At 50.6% G+C, this 22,342-nt stretch carries 17 protein-coding genes; 4 read left to right on the forward strand and 13 right to left on the reverse strand.

Annotation, left to right across the window (positions count from 1 at the left end):
• Nucleotide 1 precedes the first annotated feature (1 nt).
• The 12 genes from mraY to leuO form a co-directional block, all read right to left on the reverse strand.
• On the reverse strand, nucleotides 2-1,084 hold the full coding sequence (gene mraY / locus AC3ISQ_RS18395; protein ID WP_489348835.1) for a phospho-N-acetylmuramoyl-pentapeptide-transferase: 1,083 nt from the start codon (nucleotides 1,082-1,084) through the stop codon (nucleotides 2-4).
• Nucleotides 1,078-2,439, reverse strand: coding sequence for a UDP-N-acetylmuramoyl-tripeptide--D-alanyl-D-alanine ligase (murF, locus tag AC3ISQ_RS18400; protein WP_489348836.1), 1,362 nt, complete (start codon nucleotides 2,437-2,439; stop codon nucleotides 1,078-1,080). The genes mraY and murF overlap by 7 nt, the downstream gene beginning before the upstream one ends.
• Nucleotides 2,436-3,923 carry a UDP-N-acetylmuramoyl-L-alanyl-D-glutamate--2,6-diaminopimelate ligase gene (murE, locus tag AC3ISQ_RS18405; RefSeq protein ID WP_489348838.1) on the reverse strand — a complete coding sequence of 496 codons (1,488 nt, stop codon included), beginning with the start codon at nucleotides 3,921-3,923 and terminating at the stop codon, nucleotides 2,436-2,438. Before murE ends, murF begins: the two co-directional genes overlap by 4 nt.
• On the reverse strand, nucleotides 3,910-5,673 hold the full coding sequence (locus AC3ISQ_RS18410; RefSeq protein ID WP_489348840.1) for a peptidoglycan glycosyltransferase FtsI: 1,764 nt from the start codon (nucleotides 5,671-5,673) through the stop codon (nucleotides 3,910-3,912). The genes murE and AC3ISQ_RS18410 overlap by 14 nt, the downstream gene beginning before the upstream one ends.
• A gap of 34 nt (nucleotides 5,674-5,707) precedes the next feature.
• Complete coding sequence (gene ftsL / locus AC3ISQ_RS18415; protein ID WP_489348842.1) at nucleotides 5,708-6,028, reverse strand: cell division protein FtsL; 321 nt, start codon at nucleotides 6,026-6,028, stop codon at nucleotides 5,708-5,710.
• Complete coding sequence (gene rsmH / locus AC3ISQ_RS18420) at nucleotides 6,025-6,966, reverse strand: 16S rRNA (cytosine(1402)-N(4))-methyltransferase RsmH (RefSeq protein WP_489348843.1); 942 nt, start codon at nucleotides 6,964-6,966, stop codon at nucleotides 6,025-6,027. The genes ftsL and rsmH overlap by 4 nt, the downstream gene beginning before the upstream one ends.
• Before the next feature lie 2 nt (nucleotides 6,967-6,968).
• The gene (gene mraZ, locus AC3ISQ_RS18425) at nucleotides 6,969-7,427 is read right to left on the reverse strand and encodes a division/cell wall cluster transcriptional repressor MraZ (RefSeq protein WP_489348845.1); all 459 of its coding nucleotides are present in this window, start codon (nucleotides 7,425-7,427) and stop codon (nucleotides 6,969-6,971) included.
• 710 nt (nucleotides 7,428-8,137) lie between these two features.
• A complete protein-coding gene (cra, locus tag AC3ISQ_RS18430) occupies nucleotides 8,138-9,142 on the reverse strand; it encodes a catabolite repressor/activator (protein ID WP_489348847.1) in 1,005 nt (334 codons plus the stop codon).
• Nucleotides 9,143-9,360: 218 nt separating this feature from the next.
• Entirely contained in the window at nucleotides 9,361-9,852 is a 492-nt protein-coding gene (gene ilvN / locus AC3ISQ_RS18435; RefSeq protein ID WP_489348848.1) for an acetolactate synthase small subunit, read from the reverse strand.
• A gap of 2 nt (nucleotides 9,853-9,854) precedes the next feature.
• Nucleotides 9,855-11,573, reverse strand: coding sequence for an acetolactate synthase 3 large subunit (ilvI, locus tag AC3ISQ_RS18440; RefSeq protein WP_489348850.1), 1,719 nt, complete (start codon nucleotides 11,571-11,573; stop codon nucleotides 9,855-9,857).
• 316 nt (nucleotides 11,574-11,889) lie between these two features.
• A complete protein-coding gene (locus tag AC3ISQ_RS18445) occupies nucleotides 11,890-13,689 on the reverse strand; it encodes an AMP-dependent synthetase/ligase (RefSeq protein ID WP_489348852.1) in 1,800 nt (599 codons plus the stop codon).
• 454 nt (nucleotides 13,690-14,143) lie between these two features.
• Nucleotides 14,144-15,091, reverse strand: coding sequence for a transcriptional regulator LeuO (leuO, locus tag AC3ISQ_RS18450; protein ID WP_489348853.1), 948 nt, complete (start codon nucleotides 15,089-15,091; stop codon nucleotides 14,144-14,146).
• A gap of 920 nt (nucleotides 15,092-16,011) precedes the next feature.
• Here leuO and leuA point away from each other — a divergent pair.
• The 4 genes from leuA to leuD are packed head-to-tail and all read left to right on the forward strand — an operon-like array spanning nucleotide 16,012 to nucleotide 20,698.
• On the forward strand, nucleotides 16,012-17,586 hold the full coding sequence (gene leuA, locus AC3ISQ_RS18455) for a 2-isopropylmalate synthase (protein ID WP_489348855.1): 1,575 nt from the start codon (nucleotides 16,012-16,014) through the stop codon (nucleotides 17,584-17,586).
• Between the two features lie 2 nt (nucleotides 17,587-17,588).
• Nucleotides 17,589-18,680, forward strand: coding sequence for a 3-isopropylmalate dehydrogenase (gene leuB / locus AC3ISQ_RS18460; RefSeq protein WP_489348857.1), 1,092 nt, complete (start codon nucleotides 17,589-17,591; stop codon nucleotides 18,678-18,680).
• Nucleotides 18,681-18,683: 3 nt separating this feature from the next.
• Nucleotides 18,684-20,084 (forward strand): 3-isopropylmalate dehydratase large subunit, encoded by a 1,401-nt coding sequence (leuC, locus tag AC3ISQ_RS18465; RefSeq protein WP_489348858.1) that lies wholly within the window; start codon nucleotides 18,684-18,686, stop codon nucleotides 20,082-20,084.
• Between the two features lie 11 nt (nucleotides 20,085-20,095).
• The gene (gene leuD, locus AC3ISQ_RS18470; RefSeq protein WP_489348860.1) at nucleotides 20,096-20,698 is read left to right on the forward strand and encodes a 3-isopropylmalate dehydratase small subunit; all 603 of its coding nucleotides are present in this window, start codon (nucleotides 20,096-20,098) and stop codon (nucleotides 20,696-20,698) included.
• A gap of 44 nt (nucleotides 20,699-20,742) precedes the next feature.
• Here leuD and AC3ISQ_RS18475 read toward each other — a convergent pair whose 3' ends face one another.
• Nucleotides 20,743-22,215 (reverse strand): DASS family sodium-coupled anion symporter, encoded by a 1,473-nt coding sequence (locus tag AC3ISQ_RS18475; protein WP_489348861.1) that lies wholly within the window; start codon nucleotides 22,213-22,215, stop codon nucleotides 20,743-20,745.
• Between the last annotated feature and the right edge of the window lie 127 nt (nucleotides 22,216-22,342).

Consider the following 22,342-nt stretch of genomic DNA (forward strand, 5'->3'; position numbering starts at 1 on the left):
ATTAACGTACCTTCAGCGTTGCTAGGCCAATCAGCACCAGCATCAGCGAGATAATCCAGAAGCGAACGATAACGCGCGGTTCTGGCCAGCCTTTCAATTCATAGTGGTGGTGAATCGGAGCCATGCGGAAAATACGCTGTCCACGTAACTTGAACGATCCCACCTGCAAGATGACCGACAACGTTTCAACCACGAATACGCCGCCCATAATCACCAGTAAAAACTCTTGGCGCAGTAGCACGGCGATAGTGCCTAATGCACCGCCCAATGCCAGTGAACCTACGTCACCCATAAACACCTGTGCCGGGTAGGTGTTAAACCACAGGAAACCAAGGCCAGCCCCAACAATCGCGGTGCAGACAATCACTAACTCACCTGCGTGGCGCAGATAAGGAATATGCAGGTAGCTGGCGAAGTTCATGTTACCGGTTGCCCACGCGACCAACGCGAAGCCTCCGGCAACAAACACAGTTGGCATAATCGCCAAACCGTCTAGCCCATCGGTCAGGTTAACCGCGTTGCTGGTACCAACAATCACGAAGTACGCCAACAGGATGTACATCAAACCGAGCTGTGGCATGACATCTTTAAAGAACGGCACCACCAGTTCGGTGGCTGACGTGTCTTTTCCGATAGAATACATAGCAAAAGCCGCGACGAGCGCGATGACCGATTGCCAGAAGTACTTCCACCGGGCAATTAGCCCTTTGGTGTTTTTGCGTACCACTTTGCGGTAGTCATCGACAAAACCCACAATGCCGTACCCAATCAAGACAAACAGGACGCACAACACATAAGGGTTAGAAGGATAAGCCCACAACAACACCGAAATAGTAATGGCAGTCAGGATCATAATCCCGCCCATCGTCGGGGTGCCGCGTTTGCTGAAATGCGATTCTGGGCCATCGTTACGGACAACTTGGCCGAAAGACATTTCCTGTAGGCGAGCAATCAGGCGCGGTCCCATCCACAACGAGATGAACAACGCGGTCAGCAGGCTGACAATGGCGCGAAACGTCAGATAGGAAAAGACGTTGAAGCCGGAATAATATTTGACCAAGTACTCGGCCAGCCAAACTAACATGGTGCATTCTCCTGTAACGCGCGTACTACCTGCTCCATTGCGGCACTACGTGAACCCTTGATTAACACGGTAATTACCGCATGTTCCGACAGTAATTCCGCCACTCGCGCGATCACTGCTGTCTTATCCTGACAATGTTCACCGCTGCCGGAAGCCGTGCTCAGCACCCGGCTCAACGTGCCTACACTGATCACTTTATCAATACCTGCCAATCGAGCGGCTTCACCCACCTGACGGTGACAATCTTCCGCTTCGTCGCCCAGCTCAGCCATATCACCGACTACCATTACGCGGTAGCCCGGCATCTCTGCCAGCACCTGTGCCGCGGCAATCATTGAGCCAACGTTGGCGTTGTAGCTATCGTCCAGCAGTAACTTAGTTTCACTCAACGCAATCGGGAATAAACGCCCCGAAACAGCCGGCAATTGTTTCAGCCCTTGGCGCACAGCCTCCAGCGAAGCGCCTACCGACATAGCTAGAGCGGTTGCCGCCAACGCATTGGCGATGTTATGACGCCCCGGTAATGGCAACTCAATCGCCACCGTGCCAAACGGACTATGCAGAGTGAACTGCGTTCCGTTAGCATTGACTTTCACGTCGCTCGCAAAGAAATCCACGCCTTCTGCCGCTTGCGGAGAAAAACGCCAAACTTTCTGACCTTGTAACTGAGCCTGCCAGTGCGGCCAATCGTTGTTATCAGCGTTGATGATAGCGATGCCATCCGCTGGCAAACCTTGGAAAATTTCACCTTTTGCCTTAGCCACACCGGCTAAAGAGCCGAAACCTTCCAGATGCGCCGCAGCCAAATTATTGACTAACGCACTCTGTGGTTGTGCTAAAGCGGTGGTGTAAGCAATCTCGCCAATATGGTTAGCGCCCAGCTCTATCACGGCAAAATCATGTTGTGGCTGTAAACGCAGCAGCGTTAACGGCACACCAATATCGTTATTAAAGTTACCGGCGGTATACAGCACATCACCACATTCACGCAGGATCGCCGCGACCATTTCCTTCACCGAGGTTTTGCCCGATGAACCGGTCAATGCCACCACGCGGGCTGGAACTTGCTGGCGCACCCAAGCACCAAGTTGCCCTAATGCCAAACGGGTATCTTTCACCACCAGTTGCGGTACATCCAATGGTAAGCGCTTACTAACCAATAACGCCCCGGCACCCGCAGTCACCGCATCAGCAGCAAAGTCATGAGCATCAAAACGTTCACCTTTCAATGCCACAAACAGGCAACCCGCAGTCACTTTGCGGGTATCCGTCGTTACTTCAGTAATTTGGTAATCAGCACCGATCAATTCCGCGCTCAATACGGCAACCAGAGCCTGAAGAGAAACCGGGATCATGCCAGTACCCCCAGCAAACGAGCGACGGTAGTACGGTCGGAATAATCCAGACGACGATTACCCACCAGTTGGTAGTCCTCATGGCCTTTACCTGCCACCAACACCACATCTTGTTCTTTAGCCTGCATAATCGCGCTAGTCACCGCTTCGGCACGCCCGTGGATCACTTGCACACGACCCGCATCCAGCAAGCCAACCAGAATATCTTTGATGATCGCCTGCGGTTCTTCGGTGCGCGGGTTATCATCAGTAACCACCACGCGATCGGCAAATTGCTCAGCAATGGCCCCCATGAGTGGGCGCTTACCTTTGTCGCGATCGCCGCCACAACCGAAGACACACCACAGTTGCCCTTGGCAATGCAGTCGCGCAGCTTCCAACGCTTTTTCCAATGCATCCGGGGTGTGGGCATAATCCACTACCACCGTTGGTTTACCCGCTGCGTTGAACACTTCCATACGGCCGCAAACCGGTTGCAGCTGATTACCCGCTTCAACCAATTTATCCAGCGGATAACCCAGTGACAGTAGCGTTGCCAGTGCCAACAACAGGTTACTGACGTTGAACGCTCCCATCAGACGGCTCTCGATCTCGCCAGTACCCCAATTGGAATCAAAACGAATGGTCGCGCCATTATCGTGATAAACGACTTCCGTCGTTTTTAACCAACGGCCACGGCAACCCAGTTGTAGGTTGTTTTCCATCGTCACAGCAACGGCATCCGGCAGCTTCGCCAACCAACGCTGACCGACTTCGTCGTCGGCGTTGATGATCGCTTGCCCTACTTCGTGCTCGGCAAACAGCGACCATTTGGCGGCTTCGTAATTAGCCATATCGCCGTGATAATCCAGATGGTCGCGGCTCAGATTGGTAAACACGCCAGCAGCAAAGGGTAAGGCGGCAACGCGGTTTTGCACCAAACCGTGGGAAGAAACTTCCATCGCGGCAAAAGTTGCGCCCTGTTCTACCAAATCGTTTAAAACCTGTTGAACATCAACTGCAGAACCGGTGGTGTTCTCTGTCGGGCACACTTGTCCAAGCAGGCCATTACCGACGGTTCCCATCACCGCACTAGTTTCTCCCAGCAATTGACTCCACTGCGCCAACAATTGGGTGGTCGTGGTTTTACCGTTAGTACCGGTCACGCCAATCAAGCGCAGGCGATCCGCCGGTTGATGGTAAAAACGCCCGGCCAGTGCTGACAGGCGTTGATTAAGCTGACTCAGGTAAATGACTGGAACGCCGTGCATTTCACGGATCTCGCCGTCTTTAGCTTCACCTTCTGCTTCGGCAATAACGGCAGCCACACCCTGTGCGATGGCTTGCGGAATATAGCGACGCCCATCCGTTTGGTGACCGTGCACGGCCACAAACAGATCCCCGGCCGCCGCAATGCGACTGTCCAATGTCATTTCCCGCAGCCGGCGCTCGGGTGCCGTTGGCACCCACGGAGCGAGTAAGTCGCGCAAATTACGATCTGCCACCTGAAGCCTCTTTACTGTTAATGACTAATTCGCTTTTATCCCCGGTGGACAGCGCATCCGGTTCGACGTTCATGGTGCGCAATACGCCGCCCATGATGGCGCCAAACACCGGTGCAGAAACCGCACCACCATAGTATTTCCCGCCCTGAGGATCGTTAATCACTACCACCAGAGCAAAACGCGGGTTACTGGCTGGCGCGACGCCAGCGGTATAAGCGATATATTTATTGACGTATTTGCCATCCGGACCGACTTTCTTGGCGGTACCGGTTTTAATGGCAATACGATAACCCTTGATAGCGGCTTTCACACCACCGCCACCCGGCAAGGCCACGCTTTCCATCATGTGCACTACGGTGCGCACCAGAGGTTCAGGGAAAACGCGTTCACCCGCTACCGGAGGGTCAACTTTGGTGATAGACAGCGGACGATAAATGCCCATGCTGCCGATCGTTGCATAGACTCGCGCTAACTGTAACGGCGTTACCATTAGCCCATAGCCGAAAGAGAAGGTGGCCCTCTCTATGTCAGACCACCGTTGTTTTTTTGGGTATATGCCACTGCTTTCTCCGACCAGCCCCAAATTGGTCGCTTTTCCCAATCCAAAGCGAGAGTAAGCATCTACTAACACTGAGGACGGCATCGCTAACGCCAGCTTTGAAACACCGACGTTACTCGACTTCTGTAGAACCCCGGTCACGGAGAGTTCCGAATAACGTGCCACATCTTTAATTTCATGGCCGTTGATGCGGTAAGGGATGGTATTCAACACGCTGTTTTCTTTCACTACACCGCGTTGTAGAGCCGCCATTACCACCATCGGTTTCACCGTGGAGCCTGGTTCGAAAATATCGGTTATCGCCCGGTTACGCATGGTGTCTTTCGGCGTACCGGTCAGGTTATTCGGGTTGTATGACGGGCTGTTCGCCATCGCTAACACTTCGCCAGTGTTAACGTCCACCAACACCGCAGTACCTGATTCCGCTTTGTTGAACGCCACTGCGTTGTTCAGTTCGCGATACACCAGCGCCTGTAAACGTTCGTCGACACTCAATACCAAGTTGTGCGCCGCTTGGCTGTCCACCGAGGAAATATCCTCGATCACACGGCCATAGCGGTCTTTACGCACGGTACGCTCACCCGGTTGCCCGGTCAGCCAGCGATCGAAACTCTTTTCTACGCCTTCAATACCCGCGCCATCGATATTGGTCACGCCGATGATGTGAGAAGTCACTTGCCCGGCAGGATAGTAACGACGCGACTCTTGACGTAGATAAATCCCCGGCAACTTCAATTTGTGAATGTAATCGCCAATCGCCGGATTCACCTGACGTGCCAGGTAAACAAAACGACCTTTCGGGTTAGCGTTGATACGGTTAGAGAGTTGATCCAAGGGGATCTGCAATGCGTCTGACAGCGCTTTCCAGCGCGAATCCAGTGTAATTCCGCCACGCTCGTTCAATTCTTTCGGATCGGCCCAAATCGCATTTACCGGCACGCTCACCGCCAAAGGCCGCCCGGCGCGATCGCTGATCATGCCACGCGCAGTAGGAACTTCCTGTACGCGCAGTGAACGCATATCGCCTTCTTTCACCAGACGATCGGGGTTGATCACCTGCAAGTAGGCAGTACGTAGCACCAAGCCAACCAATGCCAGCAGAATACAGCCGCACAGCAACGCAAAACGCCAACTGACAAAGTTGGCCTGTTCTTCCTGGCGTTTTAACTTACCGGGGCGTGCTGCTTTCATGTGTTCCCTTTCTGCTCCACTCGGTTAAACCCTTCTATTGTTTAACAATAATTTTCTCTTGCGACGGATCGACATGCTGCATTTGCAACTTCTCAATCGCGATACGCTCAACCCGGCTATGATCCCCAAGCGCGTTCTCTTCCAAGATCAGATTGCGCCATTCGATGTCCAACGCATCTCTTTCCAAGACCAGCTGCTCACGCTCGGCGGTCAACAAACGGGTACGGTGCGCAGTCGTCACGACAAATACCGCAGAAACCAGCACCGCAATCACCAACAGCAATGGGATCTTGGCATTACGCAGCAAATCGCCGCCGATGACGCCAACCAGGCCGTGACGTTCATTGCCAATCACGCCGGCAATCTCTGCGCAATACGCAGCACTGAACTACGTGCGCGTGGGTTTTCCGCCACTTCGTCTTCTGACGGCATCATCTTGCCCAGCGCTTTCAGCGTGCGGCCACCCATTTCACGCAGTTGCGCTTCGGTCAGTGGAATACCCGCTGGCACTTGAGCACCACGGCTGTGATGGCGCATGAAGCGTTTTACGATACGATCTTCCAACGAGTGGAAACTGATGATCGACAAACGCCCCTCAGGGGCTAGCACTTCCAACGCGCCATCAAGCGCACGTTCGATCTCTTCCAACTCACTGTTGATGTAGATACGAATCGCTTGGAAACTGCGGGTCGCTGGATGCTTGTGTTTCTCACGGAACGGGCTGGCGTTGGCGATCAAATCCGCCAACTCCTTGGTGCGTGTCATTGGCTCGGTTTTATTGCGCTCAACAATGGCGCGAGCGATGCGCTTAGCAAAACGCTCTTCGCCGAAGGTTTTCAGTACCCAAGCGATGTCATCAGCTTCTGCTTTCATCAGCCACTCGGCGGCAGACAGCCCAGCAGTCGGGTCCATACGCATGTCCAACGGACCGTCGCGCATGAAGGAGAAACCACGTTCTGCGTCATCCAGTTGCGGAGAAGAAACACCAAGATCCAGCAAAACACCGTCAATCTTGCCAACCAATTCCAGCTCACGCACATAATCCGACAGATCGGAAAATGGGCCGTGTATGATAGTAAAACGAGGATCTTCAATAGATTTGGCGGCTGCAATCGCCTGAGGGTCACGGTCAATTGCCAGCAAACGCCCTTCCGGCCCTAGCTGGGACAGAATCAGACGAGAATGGCCACCACGACCAAAAGTACCGTCGATATAGATGCCGTTACTGCGAATATTGAGGCCGTTAACCGCCTCATCCAACAGTACGGTGGTGTGTTTATAATTTTCCAGCATGTTTATAGCGACAAGTCCTGTAGCCGCTCAGACAACGGTTCCTGAGACGACTGTTCAGCGTCAATATCATCCTTGACTTGTTGATACCAGGTCTGTTCATCCCACAATTCAAACTTGTTGAACTGCCCAACCAGCATCACTTCTTTGCTTAATCCGGCGTGCTGACGCAAAGTCGTCGCGATCAACAAACGCCCAGCGCCGTCCATCTGACACTCACTGGCATGCCCTAACAGCAGACGCTGTACGCGTCGCTCGGCGGGATTCATGCTCGACAGACGAGCCAATTTTTGTTCGATAATTTCCCATTCGGGTAGTGGGTAAAGCAGCAGGCAGGGCTGGTGGAGGTCAATGGTGCAAACCATTTGGCCTTGCGATTCCTCGTTCAACAAATCCCGGTAACGGGTAGGTACGGCAAGCCGCCCTTTGCTGTCGAGATTGACCGTTGTCGCTCCACGAAACATCCTCGAGCTACCCCTTCATGACCTTTTTCACCACTTTCTCCCACAAATTCCCACATAAAGGAGTTTACGGAGGGTATGAAAACCTTGTCAAGCCAGAGCGTTCGAGCTTTAGCAATATTTCTATGATCATTTTGGGAGCTGACTCGCGAAAAGAACGCGACTTATTCGATGAATAAAAATTAACACCATGATAAACGGAGAGAATTTTCTTAGCGGAAAGAGTGCTATTAAAAATCGGATAAATTGACGATTAATTAACCCAATATTGCCTTCTGCAATCGATGTCTCATTTTTCAATTCGGTAATCACGATATGCCAAACTACTGCAACCCGCATCAGAACAGGCTTTGTCACAGGCCTTCAGGGAAAGGAAGTAGGTTATAAGCTATTGAGTTAATAACGTTCATCACCTATTCCACCAGTGGCTGCACGCTATTTTACTGTAATTAATCGGGGAATAATGGAAGTGAAGAAAAAATAATATTTCATAAAAATGCACAGAAAATCCAATTCGACTCAAATCAAAGGGCTAAGATTATTCCCAAAACACCCATTTACAATAAATCTATTCTTTTTATGTCAATTTATTACTGTGTTTGGTGATAAAAAATACCGCCGAGACATAAGATAAATGTAATTCATTGTTTTTATTCAATTAATTAAAGTACTGGCAAAAAACCCTCTTTTTCTTGGCTTAAGAGGGGAAAACCTTACGTGCGGCTCAGGCTGCCACGACGGAACAGGTTACGACGGATGCGAGTTAAACCTGGTTTCGGTTTACGTGGCTCATCCAAACTCGCCAGTACCAGCTCCAATACCCGTTCGGCAACGTCACGGTGACGCTGTGCGACCGCCAGCACCGGACATTCCAAGAAATCCAGCAGCTCATTGTCACCGAAAGTGGCGATCGCCAAGTTGGTGGGTAAACGACCATTTTGCTTCAGCGTCACATCCATCACTCCCTGCAACAATGAAAATGACGTGGTGTACAACGCTTGCGGCATCGGGTGAGTTTTCAGCCAATCACTGAATAATGCCGCAGCAGCATCACGTTCATAGCTGTTGGCATACAAATAATCGACGTGACGTTCATCTTCTTGCCAAGCCTGACGGAAGCCTTGTTCTCGCAGGAAGCTAACGGAAAGTTCCGGCAATGCGCCCAGATACAATACGGATTCCGCCGGGAAAGTACGCAGTTCCTGCGCCAATGCAAAAGCATCTTCCTGATCAGCACCCACGACGCTGATAAAATGCTCCGGATCCAATGCGCGATCGAGTGCAATTATTGGCAATGGATCGTTAGCCCAGCGTTGATAGAACGGATGTTCTGGCGGTAAGGCAGTAGAAACGATGATGGCATCGACCTGACGCTGTAACAGGTGTTCGATACAACGCATTTCGTTATCAGGCTGATCCTCTGAGCAAGCAATCAGCAATTGATAACCACGCTGACGAGCCTGACGTTCCAGATAATTAGCGATACGGGTATAGCTGGTGTTTTCCAGATCCGGGATAACCAAACCAATAGAACGGGTTCGGCCAGCTCGCAAGCCTGCCGCAACGGCATTCGGGTGATAGTTATGTTCCCTGACTACGGCCATCACTTTCTCGACGGTCTTGTCGCTGACACGATACTGCTTGGCCTTGCCGTTGATGACATAACTCGCCGTCGTGCGCGAAACCCCCGCGAGACGCGCGATTTCATCCAGTTTCACATTAACCCCTTAATGACGCTGAAAATAAAAATGAGAGCAGTACCTCGATTAACCTAAAACTCCATGCGGTTATTCAATTCTGCCTTGCTGATCTAACAGCAGAAAACTCTGGCGAGCAACCGCTTTTGCCGAAAGGTGCCAGCAATCGAACAAAAAAGACCGCAGTAAAACAAAGGGCGTAGCCAAGCCACGCCCTAAATGACATTAATAATCAGGTCTTAACGCATGATTTTATCACCGCGTGAAACACCGACCACACCAGAGCGCGCCACTTCAACAATTTCTGCAACTTCACGAACAGCGCTGAGGAAGGCATCCAACTTATCGCTAGTACCCGCCAACTGAACCGTGTACAGCGTGGCGGTCACATCAACAATTTGCCCACGGAAAATATCGGCGCAGCGTTTGACCTCTTCACGACCATAGCCACTGGCCTGAAGCTTCACCAACATGATCTCACGCTCAACGTGTGCACCCTGCACTAACTCGCTGACGCGCAAAACGTCCACTAACTTGTGCAATTGCTTCTCGATCTGCTCTAACACCCTCTCATCGCCGACAGTCTGGATAGTCATGCGTGATAACGTCGGATCGTCGGTCGGTGCCACTGTCAGGCTTTCGATGTTGTAGCCACGCTGAGCAAATAAGCCAATCACGCGCGACAACGCACCGGATTCGTTTTCCAGTAATACAGATAAAATACGGCGCATGATTAGGTCCTCTCCGTTTTACTTAGCCACATTTCGTCCATGCTTCCACCGCGGATCTGCATCGGATAAACATGTTCAGTTTCATCGACGGTAACATCAACAAAGACCAATCGATCTTTCTCTGCCAGCGCCTGTGCCAATTTGCTTTCCAGTTCGTCAGGTGTGCGAATAGCAATCCCAACGTGGCCGTAGGCCTCCGCCAATTTGACGAAATCAGGCAGTGAATCCATATAAGACTGAGAGTGGCGTCCAGAATAAATCATGTCCTGCCACTGCTTCACCATGCCCAGATAACGGTTGTTCAAGTTGACCACCACTACCGGCAAGTTATATTGCAGCGCCGTAGACAACTCTTGAATATTCATCTGGATACTGCCATCGCCGGTCACACAAACCACCACTTCATCTGGCAGCGCCAGTTTCACCCCTAACGCAGCTGGCAGGCCAAAACCCATGGTTCCCAAACCGCCGGAGTTGATCCAACGGCGTGGTTTATCGAACGGGTAATACAACGCGGCGAACATCTGATGTTGACCGACGTCTGAAGTGACGTAGGCATTGCCTTTGGTCAAACGGTGTAAGGCTTCTATTACTGCCTGTGGCTTAATCGCTTGGCTATTTTTGTCATAGCCCAAGCAATCGCGAGCACGCCATTGTTCGATAGATTGCCACCAGTCGCGTAATGCATCGTGGTCCTGCGCTTTATCATCCTGCGCTAGCAATTCCAACATCTGCGCCAATACCTGCTTAGCATCACCGACGATCGGAATATCCGCATCAACGGTTTTTGAGATCGAAGTCGGGTCGATATCAATGTGCAGCACGGTGGCATCCGGGCAGTATTTCTCCAAATTATTAGTGGTGCGATCATCGAAACGGACACCCACGGCAAAAATCACGTCGGAATGGTGCATGGTCTTGTTGGCTTCAAAGGTGCCATGCATCCCCAACATGCCAACGCTCTGGCGATGAGTACCGGGAAATGCCCCCAAGCCCATCAGCGTGCAGGTCACTGGCAAGTTCAGCTTCTCAGCCAATTCCAGCAACTCTGGGTGACACTCAGCGTTAATCGCCCCGCCGCCGACATACATCACCGGCTTTTTAGCCGCCTGCAACGTATGCAATGCACGCTTAATTTGCCCACGATGCCCTTGCACCGTTGGGTTATAAGAACGCATATGCACTTCTTCTGGATAGGAATACGGCATTCTAACCGCAGGCCCGACGATATCTTTTGGCAAATCAATGACTACTGGACCAGGGCGGCCAGTTGATGCCAGATAGAACGCTTTTTTCAGCACCCCCGGAATATCTTCAGTGCGCTTGACGAGGAAACTGTGCTTCACCACCGGACGGGAAATCCCCACCATATCGCATTCTTGGAAAGCATCGGAGCCAATCAGTGAACTCGGTACTTGTCCAGACAACACTACCATCGGGATAGAGTCGGTATAAGCCGTAGCAATGCCGGTAATCGCATTAGTCGCTCCAGGGCCTGAAGTCACAAGTACCACACCGACTTCGCCGGTCGCACGCGCATAGCCATCCGCCATATGCACCGCGCCTTGCTCGTGGCGTACCAGTATGTGGTCGATTCCGCCGACCGTGTGCAAGGCGTCGTAAATATCGAGTACCGCCCCACCCGGATAACCGAATACATGCTTAACGCCTTGATCGATCAACGATCGGACGACCATCTCGGCTCCTGATAACATCTCCATGGGTTTGCCTCCAGGCTTACTTATTCTTAGGTGGCGCTGGAACGTAGCGCCTGCTGTGGGGCAATGCCCCAAGGTTATTATGGTTGGTCGTTAATGGATTAACATAACGTCAGAAGATAAGGCAGGCAAACAGCAAAATAGTGTAAAAGGTTAAAGGTTATTGCTATCAAGCTGGTGAACACCGGATGACAAAAACAATGCACTAGCCACAGGGGGTTATGGCTGGGCATTGTTTCGCCGAAGGGATAAATTACAGAACGATATCAGGCAGAGTTTATGCTGTTTTTTCGCCCGATGAGTCGCCGATTCAGACTTGTTATTGGTACATAGAGTCGATTTCACGCTGGTAGCGTTGCAGAATTACCTTCCGGCGCAACTTCAGTGTCGGTGTCAGTTCCCCCAACTCCATCGAAAAGGCCGCAGGTAACAGAGTGAATTTTTTCACTTGTTCAAAACGAGCCAGCTCCTTTTGCATTTCACGCAAACGGGTTTCAAACATCTCGATGATGTGGCTGTGGCGCAGCAACTCCAACCTGTCGTGATATTTCAGGTTGACTGACTTGGCATACTCTTCTAACGATTCAAAGCTCGGAACAATCAACGCGGAAACGAATTTACGTGCATCGGCAATGATCGCTACCTGTTCAATAAAACGATCCTGCGCCAAGGCACCTTCGATCATTTGCGGCGCAATGTATTTACCACCGGAGGTTTTCATCAGATCTTTCAGGCGCTCGGTGATGAACAGATTGCCCTCTTCGTCTATGGTTCCGGCGTCACCGGTTTTTAACCAACCATCCGCGGTAAAGGTATCGGCGGTTTCCAATGGCTTATTGAAGTAGCCACGCATGACGATCGGCCCACGCACCTGAATTTCGTTCTCTTCAGCAATACGTACTTCGATACCCGGCAACGGTTTACCGATCGAACCAAAGCGGAAGTTACCCTCTTCCCAACAAGAAACCGTGGCACAGGTTTCGGTCATGCCATAGCCGTACTTGATGTTGATGCCCATAGCCTGGAAGAACAGAATCACGTTGTCGTCCAGCTTCGCGCCCGCCGCCGGCAAGAAACGCACCCGTCCCCCCATAATGCCGCGTAGTTTGCTCAAAACCAGTTTGTCTGCCCAGCGGTGGGAAAGTTCGAACAACTTACCCAGTGGCTTGCCCGCACGCTCTTGTAAGAATTTACGCTCGCCACAAACAATCGCCCAATGGAACAGCGCTCGACGTAACCACGGTGCTCGTGCGACTTTCTCATGCACTGCACTAAAAATTTTCTCGTAGAAACGTGGCACAGCGCACATCAGTGTAGGACGCACTTCCGCCATCGCTTCGCGCACCCAATCGGTATTCGGCAAGAAAACGTTTTGCGCGCCGGAGTGCATGATGAAGAAACTCCACGCACGCTCGAACACATGGGACAATGGTAAAAAACTGAGGGAAACGTCGTCGCCAGTGACTGTCAGGCGCTCATCGTGCAGGTAAAGTTGCGCTGCCAGATTGCGGTAATCTAGCATCACACCTTTGGGCTCACCGGTGGTGCCCGAGGTATAAATCAGAGTGAACAAATCTTGCAGATCGCAACCCGCCAAACGTTCCTCACGTTGCGCGGTAAAATCGTCAACGTTGACCTCACGTTCAAAATCCCCCAAATATTGAGCAATTTCACAACCACGTAAATCAACGCTGCCATCAAACACGATGATATGTGTCAGTTGTGGGCATACGCCCCGCAGCGCAATGGCAGCATCCAACTGCGCCTGCTCACCGACAAACAAGATACGCACATCCGCATCATTAATGACAAAAGCAGCCTGTGCCGGGGTATTGGTCGCATAGAGCGGTACGCTAACCGCACGCAATTGCAGGACAGCCAGATCCGTCAGCGACCAGTCCATGCAATTGTTGGCAAAAATCGCCACACGCTCCTGCACTTCTACGCCCAGAGCCAGTAATGCGCTGGCGATATGCTCGAGATGCCCCCCCAGCTGACGCCAAGTCAACTGAGTCTCCCCGTTGGGAGTCCATTGGCGGAAGGCCGTGTGGTTGGCACGTTGAGAAATTTGGTGCTGGATACGTTGAACCAAGTGGTATTGCAGCAGATTATTGATCATGGTGCTCTAAGCTCGAATTTAATCAATTAGTTAGCTTTAAGCGGAAGTCCCACTCCGACATCTCAGCTTACACGTGTTTACTTTTTTTCGCGCAGTCTACCTACTCTGCTACTCTCGTGGAAGGGATTTCAGCGTTGAAGTGTGAGCTAAAACTCAGGTTATTTTTCCCATCTATCAGGATTATGGTCGTTGATTGAGAAAAAGAGGGGTTTAGGTAAGAGAAAATCAGGAAAGAGCAACTTGCAACAATCAGATGATAATGCCATGTAAAAATATAAAATCAGAATATCTATCCAATGTAACATTTATACAATAAATCTATTATTAGCATTAAGAATAATTACCGAAAAAGACAAGAACAAGGAAAATCCTAGTTTATTATCACCATTAGTTATTAAAGAGGGAATTATTAACCCGAAGGACATCCCGGCCTTCGGGTTAATAAAGAGAGAAATTAACGCAATAATTCAGACTGACCAAGAACAGATTTCATCCATTGATGTCCTTTATCACGCTCAGCGGACTCATGCCAGGAAAGATAACAAGTAACATGTTTCTTCTCCCAAGGCAGTGGAATTAGTTTTATCCCTAAAGATTCAGCCTGCTGTTGCGCGAACCAACGTGGAGCAACGGCAATCAGCTCTGTCTTGGAGACAATGTTTAATACACTGCATAAATCGGTACACTGCTGCATGACAATACGTTGTGTCACATCTTCAATATAGAGTGGTTTGCTGAAAGAGCAGAAGCGTTCTAATGAGACAACCGCATGTAGCTCAGACAACAATTGCTCTTGTGTCACACTGTCTATAATGCGCGGGTGCTCTTTTTTCGCAACCAGTACCAACTCATCATCGAACAATGCCGTACTGTGAAATTCTGAATGTTCAAAGCGCGTATAGCCAATAACGAACTCGGTTTCCTGGTAACGCAACTGATGCTCAATATTGTTGTTTAGATAGGATTTTATCTGCAAACGGACATCAGGTGCCATCTGTTTGACATTATTGATTATTTTAGCCGTCAGCCGTAAATCCAATGGACTGCAGATAGCAATTGGGAATACCCGATCGCTACTCAATGCATCAAAACCGGCTCCCGGCAACTCATTTTGCACTAATTGTAGAGCTTGACGAACGGGGCCAAAAAGTTGGCGCGCCCGCATGGTGGGCTGAATGCCACGACCAAAACGTACAAATAGCTCATCATTGAACATAATTTTCAGGCGAGCAACTGCGTTGCTCACCGCTGGTTGTGACATTCCCAGTGAATTAGCGGCACGAGTAATATTTTGCATTTGCATTACAGCGTCGAAAACGGTGAGCAAATTGAGATCAACGCTACGCAAATGAATTTCATTGGTTTCTTTTTCTAAGACGGTTCCTGAATTATATTCAGACATATCTAACTCCACTAAGTCCTATGTAGATAATTTCACAACGCGCATGGATAACCTAATGGGTAAAGTGACATTACGTTATTCCCGCATAGCGAAATTAGTTAACTCTTTTACTATCTACTTAAGATAACAATCGAGCATCATCCCATATAAAAAAATGACACGACGGTTAAGCATGATGCATCCTGCATGTTACCCGACTCATCAGCGCTGAATGTCAGCCGACGACACACTAATAAATTGGTAGCAATGGCTCTTAAGTAATAAGATCCAGATAGACATCCATAGCCGTTATCGAATCAGACCATAAAAATAGATCCTGAACAATCATACGATTTAAAAATGAGTGTCTTTGGTGCTACTTAATTTACTCTTTTCTAATTTTGTTTCAGATAAAATTTGTAAATCATATGACTCAGCCCAAAAGCATTTACAATACGAATACAAAATGTCGCCAACTCTTTTCACTGGATGACTGTTTTATCATGCTTTTCTTTATGTGGATTTTATCGCAGCGACATTTAGAAGCAATGGAGCAACACACTATTCAAGTCATTTATGCAAAAAGGCTCGCAAAGATGACATTCTTTTTTACCTAGATACATCTTTTTTTACCGAACTATCATCTACTGATAAAAATTTTTACCCCACACAAAATCATCACCCCCCATTTAAATCAAATGTTGACATGCCTCACGCAATAACGTATCAAATTAGGCAACGCAAAATTTCAGAGAAGTTGAATCCCATGAACCGTACTTACCGTCTACTAGGCCTACTACTAAACGCATCCCCTTTGCGCGGTAGTGTGGTGGACGGAATTCAAGGCTAATTCAACCCATCATTCATAACAAACCCGCGCTACTGCGCGGGTTTTTTTTTACCCGCTTAGCGTGAAATCAACACGATAAGGAAGCAAATCGATGAGCCAACAAGTCATTATTTTCGATACCACACTGCGTGATGGCGAGCAGGCATTACAAGCTAGTCTGAGTGTGAAAGAAAAAATTCAAATCGCCATGGCACTGGAAAGGATGGGTGTTGACGTGATGGAAGTGGGTTTCCCCGTTTCCTCACCAGGCGATTTTGAATCAGTCCAGACCATTGCTCGCCAGATCAAAAACAGCCGCGTTTGTGGTTTAGCACGCTGTGTAGACAAAGACATCGACGTCGCAGCCGAAGCGCTGCGTGTCGCGCAAGCGTTCCGTATTCATGTGTTCTTGGCAACCTCGACACTGCATATTGAATCAAAACTGAAGCGTTCTTTCGATGAAGTGTTGGAAATGGCTGTGCGTTCGGTGAAACGCGCCCGTAACTACACCGACGATGTCGAATTCTCTTGCGAAGACGCTGGCCGTACCCCAATTGATAATTTGTGCCGTGTAGTAGAAGCCGCGATCAATGCCGGTGCTACCACCATCAACATTCCAGATACTGTCGGTTACACGACGCCAAACCAGTTCGGCGGAATCATCACCACGCTGTATGACCGCGTGCCTAACATTGATAAAGCAATTATCTCCGTCCACTGTCACGATGATTTGGGTATGGCGGTGGGTAACTCTATCGCTGCGGTACAAGCGGGTGCGCGTCAGGTTGAAGGGACATTGAACGGTATCGGTGAGCGTGCCGGTAACTGTTCATTAGAAGAAGTGATCATGGCGATTAAAGTACGCCAAGACTTTATGAACGTGCACACCAACATTAACCATCAAGAAATTTATCGCACCAGCCAGTTAGTCAGCCAACTGTGTAACATGCCAATCCCGGCGAACAAGGCCATCGTCGGCTCCAATGCTTTCGCTCACTCATCGGGTATTCACCAAGATGGCGTACTGAAAAACCGCGAAAACTACGAAATCATGACGCCACAAACCATCGGTCTGAAAGACGTTCAGTTGAACCTGACCTCTCGTTCTGGCCGTGCGGCGGTGAAACACCGTATGGAAGAGATGGGTTATAAAGAAGGTGATTTCAATCTGGATGATTTGTACGCCGCATTCCTGAAACTGGCCGACAAGAAAGGCCAAGTGTTTGACTACGACTTGGAAGCCTTGGCGTTTATCAACAAGCAACAGGAAGAACCCGAGCATTTCAGCTTGGACTACTTCAGCGTGCAATCCGGCAGCAGCATCATGGCTACGGCATCAGTGAAACTGATCTGTGGTGAAGAAGAGAAAGCCGAAGCGGCGACCGGTAACGGCCCCGTTGATGCAGTTTATCAAGCGATCAACCGCATTACCGAATACCCCATCGAACTGGTGAAATACCAACTGACCGCTAAAGGTCAGGGACGCGATGCGCTGGGACAAGTGGATATTGTGGTTTCTTACAATGGCCGCCGCTTCCACGGAGTCGGTCTGGCGACCGATATTGTTGAATCATCCGCGAAAGCGATGGTCCACGTATTGAACAACATTTGGCGCTCACAGCAAGTAGAAAAAGAAAAGCAGCGCTTGCAGCAGAACAAACATCAAAACAATCAGGAAACAGTGTGAACATGACTAAAACTTACCACATTGCCGTCTTACCCGGAGACGGAATCGGCCCAGAAGTAATGACTCAGGCACACAAAGTGTTAGACGCCGTGCGTCAGCGTTTCGGTCTGAAGATCACCACCAGCGAGCATGACGTAGGTGGTATCGCCATCGATCGTCACGGCAGTCCGTTACCTGCGGCTACCGTCACCGGTTGCGAGCAAGCGGATGCGATTTTGTTCGGTTCCGTGGGCGGCCCAAAATGGGAAAATTTGCCACCGGCAGAACAACCAGAGCGCGGCGCTCTGTTGCCACTGCGTAAGCATTTCAAACTGTTCAGCAACTTGCGCCCGGCGCGTCTGTATCAAGGGTTGGAAGATTTCTGCCCATTGCGTGCCGATATTGCCGCTAAAGGCTTCGACATCCTGTGCGTGCGTGAGTTGACTGGCGGTATCTATTTCGGTCAGCCAAAAGGCCGCGAAGGCCAAGGGTTGCAAGAACGCGCTTTCGACACCGAGGTGTATCACCGCTTCGAGATCGAACGTATCGCACGTATCGCCTTTGAATCTGCACGTAAGCGCCGTAACAAAGTCACCTCGATCGACAAAGCCAACGTGCTGCAAAGTTCAATTCTGTGGCGCGAAGTGGTCACTCAAGTGGCAAAAGACTACCCGGACGTGTCGCTGTCGCACATGTATATCGACAACGCCACTATGCAGTTGATTAAAGATCCGTCCCAGTTCGACGTGCTGCTGTGCTCCAACCTGTTCGGCGACATTCTGTCTGACGAATGCGCGATGATCACCGGTTCAATGGGCATGTTGCCTTCTGCCAGCCTGAACGAGCAAGGTTTCGGCCTGTACGAACCGGCCGGCGGTTCTGCGCCGGACATCGCGGGTAAAGGTATCGCTAACCCGATCGCCCAGATCCTATCCGCCACGCTGCTGCTGCGTTACAGCTTGGGGGCTGACGAAGCCGCTGACGCCATCGAGCGCGCGATCAACCAAGCGTTGGAACAGGGTTACCGTACCGCCGATCTGGCCGGTAACGGCAAAGCAATCAGTACCAATGAAATGGGTGACGTTATCGCTCGTTTCATCACCGAGGGGGCATAACTCATGGCCAAGACCTTATATCAGAAATTATACGACGCCCACGTAGTGTATGAAGCGCCCAACGAAACGCCACTGTTATACATCGATCGCCATCTGGTGCATGAAGTGACGTCTCCGCAAGCGTTTGACGGCCTGCGTGCCATGGGGCGTAAAGTGCGTCAGCCGGGCAAAACCTTTGCCACTATGGATCACAACGTGTCGACTCAGACCAAAGACATCAACGCCAGCGGCGAGATGGCACGTATCCAGATGCAAGAACTGATCAAGAACTGCGCTGAATTTGGCGTGCAGTTGTATGACCTGAATCACCCGTTCCAAGGCATCGTCCACGTGATCGGCCCAGAACAAGGCATGACGTTGCCGGGCATGACTATCGTCTGCGGTGACTCCCATACCGCCACCCACGGTGCCTTTGGCTCACTGGCGTTCGGTATTGGCACTTCGGAAGTGGAACACGTATTGGCGACCCAGACCCTGAAACAAGGGCGCGCCAAGACCATGAAAATTGAAGTGACCGGCAAAGCCGCCGCAGGCATCACCGCCAAAGATATCGTATTAGCGATTATCGGCAAAACCGGTAGCGCTGGCGGTACCGGTCATGTGGTGGAATTCTGTGGTTCAGCTATCGAAGCGCTGAGCATGGAGGGCCGCATGACGCTGTGTAACATGGCGATCGAAATGGGTGCCAAAGCCGGATTAGTTGCACCGGACGACACCACTTTCGCCTATCTGAAAGACCGTCAGTTCGCACCAACAGGTGATAACTGGGAACAAGGCGTGGCCTACTGGCGCACACTGAAGTCCGACGCCGGCGCCAAATTTGACGCTGTCGTCACGCTGCGGGCGGAAGATATCGCGCCACAGGTCACTTGGGGCACCAACCCAGGCCAGGTGATTGCGGTTAATCAGGTAATCCCCGCGCCAGAATCATTCAGCGACCCTGTTGAACGCGCCTCTGCTGAAAAAGCACTGGCGTATATGGATCTGAAACCGGGCATCAAACTGACCGAAGTACCAATCGACAAAGTGTTTATCGGTTCTTGTACCAACTCGCGTATTGAAGATCTGCGCGCAGCAGCCGCGATCGCCAAAGGGCGTAAAGTTGCCAGCAACGTACAAGCGATCGTAGTGCCAGGTTCTGGCCCGGTGAAAGCACAGGCGGAAGCAGAAGGCTTGGATAAAATCTTTATCGAAGCGGGTTTCGAATGGCGCTTGCCGGGCTGTTCAATGTGCTTGGCGATGAACAACGATCGTCTGGAACCAGGCGAACGCTGCGCATCCACCAGCAACCGTAACTTTGAAGGGCGTCAGGGCCGTGGTGGGCGTACCCATCTGGTCAGCCCAGCAATGGCCGCAGCCGCAGCCGTTGCCGGTCATTTCGCCGATATCCGTGACATTCACTAAGGGGCACAACCGTGGCTAAATTTACTCAACATACCGGTTTAGTGGTGCCTCTGGACGCGGCTAACGTCGATACCGACGCCATTATCCCAAAACAGTTTTTGCAGAAAGTCACTCGTACCGGTTTTGGTCAGCATCTGTTCAATGACTGGCGTTTCCTCGATGACGCCGGTCAGAAACCGAACCCAGAGTTCATACTGAACAAACCACGTTACCAAGGCGCGAGTATCCTGCTAGCACGTGAGAACTTCGGTTGCGGTTCCTCCCGTGAACACGCACCTTGGGCACTGACCGACTACGGTTTTAAAGTGGTGATCGCACCGAGTTTTGCGGATATTTTCTACGGCAACTCGTTCAACAACCAACTTCTGCCCGTCACATTGAGCGACAGCGATGTCGATACGCTGTTCAAATTGGTGGAGAGTCAGGAAGGCATCGAGTTCGTGGTCGATCTGGAAAATCAGGTAGTTAATGCCGGTGGCAAAAGCTATTCGTTCGAGATCGACAGTTTCCGCCGTCACTGCATGATTAACGGCTTGGACAGCATTGGGCTGACGCTGCAACACGCAGCAGACATCTCAAGCTACGAAGCCAAACAGCCCGCGTTTTTGAACTAAGTTATTAAGCTAACAACCCGCCAGCTGGCGGGTTGTTTTTAACATTACCAATAACCGAGAAACTTCCACCACACTCCCCCCACGACGCCCCAAATCAGTAAGTTAACCACGCTCATCACAAAACCTGTTTTCCACCATTCCCCCAACGTTGCGTAACCCGAACCAAAGACAATTGGTGCGGTACCTGTGCCGTAGTGAGTCAACGACATCATCAGCGAAGAAGAGAACGCTAGAATCAAACCAAGCAACGCGGGTGGCGCGCCCAATGCAATACCGGCAGCAAAGAACGCGGCATACATCGCGGTGATATGCGCAGTGGTGCTGGCGAAGAAATAGTGGGAATAGAGATAAACCATCACCAACAGAATGGTACCGCCAACCCAGCTCATGCCCAAATGCGAGATCCCCGCCCCCACGGTTTGTGACAGCCAAGATATCAACCCCAATTTACCGAGGAAACTGGCCATCATCACCAACGCAGAGAACCACACCACCGTATCCCAAGCACCTTTATTTTTCAGGATATCTTCCCAACTCAGTACTCCGCTAGCCAACAGAATAGCCAGGCCGACTAACGCCGCAGTGGTCGGATTCACCGCCAACGCCGAGCCAAAGATCATCGCAGGAATACCTGCCCATAGCACCAGCAAGAGTGCGAAAACGGCCAGCGTGATTTTCTCCGGTAACGTCACCGGACCTAATGCCTGAAGCTTCTCTTGGGCAAAACGCGGTGCGTTAGGCGTACTTTTAATTTCAGGTGGGTACAGCAGATAAATCACCAACGGCATCACAATCAAGGAACAAATGGCCGGAACCAAAGCCGCTAGCGCCCAAGACAACCAACTTAGCTCAATACTGTCATGCGTTCCTTTGGCGATCAGACTGACAATCAATGGGTTAGGCGCGGTTGCCGTGATAAACATCGCCGAGGTGATTGGGTTAATATTGTAATTCACCAATGACAGATAACGCCCAATCTTACCGGAGGTTTCCAATTCCGGCTTGGAATCAAAACTATCGGCAATCGACTTCATAATTGGGTGGATAATCCCACCGCCACGCGCGGTATTACTCGGTGTTACCGGTGCCAACGTGGTTTCTGCCAATGTCAGCGCATAGGCAATCCCCAAGGTTTTTTTGCCAAACAGCGAGATAAAGTAATAGCCAATACGCGCCCCCAAGCCCGTTTTATTCAGGCTAAGGGAAATCATGATTGAGAAACCAATCAACCAGATTAGGGAGTTGGAGAAACCACTGAGAGCATCATTCAGCGCTGCCCCCGGTTTACCGGGATTGGTCACGCCAGTTAACGCAACCAAAGCAATAGCAATCACCGAAACCGCACCAATCGGCATCGCCTTGCCAATAATGGCGATGATAGTACCGATAAACAGTGCCAACAGTTGCCAAGCGTTAGGCGCGACACCTTCCGGAGCAGGAATAACGAACCAGATAATCAGAGCGGCAGCGATAGCAATCAAGGAAGGAACAGGTTTGAGCGGAGTTAATCTATCCATAACATCCCCACGAATTAGCATCTCTTCAAAGAGATGAGAAAGGGCACATCGGATATGCCCCGAATCCGTTTAGATTGATGGAATGCAGTAATGTTCTCAATGACATACATCAAGATTAATGATGTTA

This window comes from Serratia sp. KH_031 (assembly GCF_057839655.1).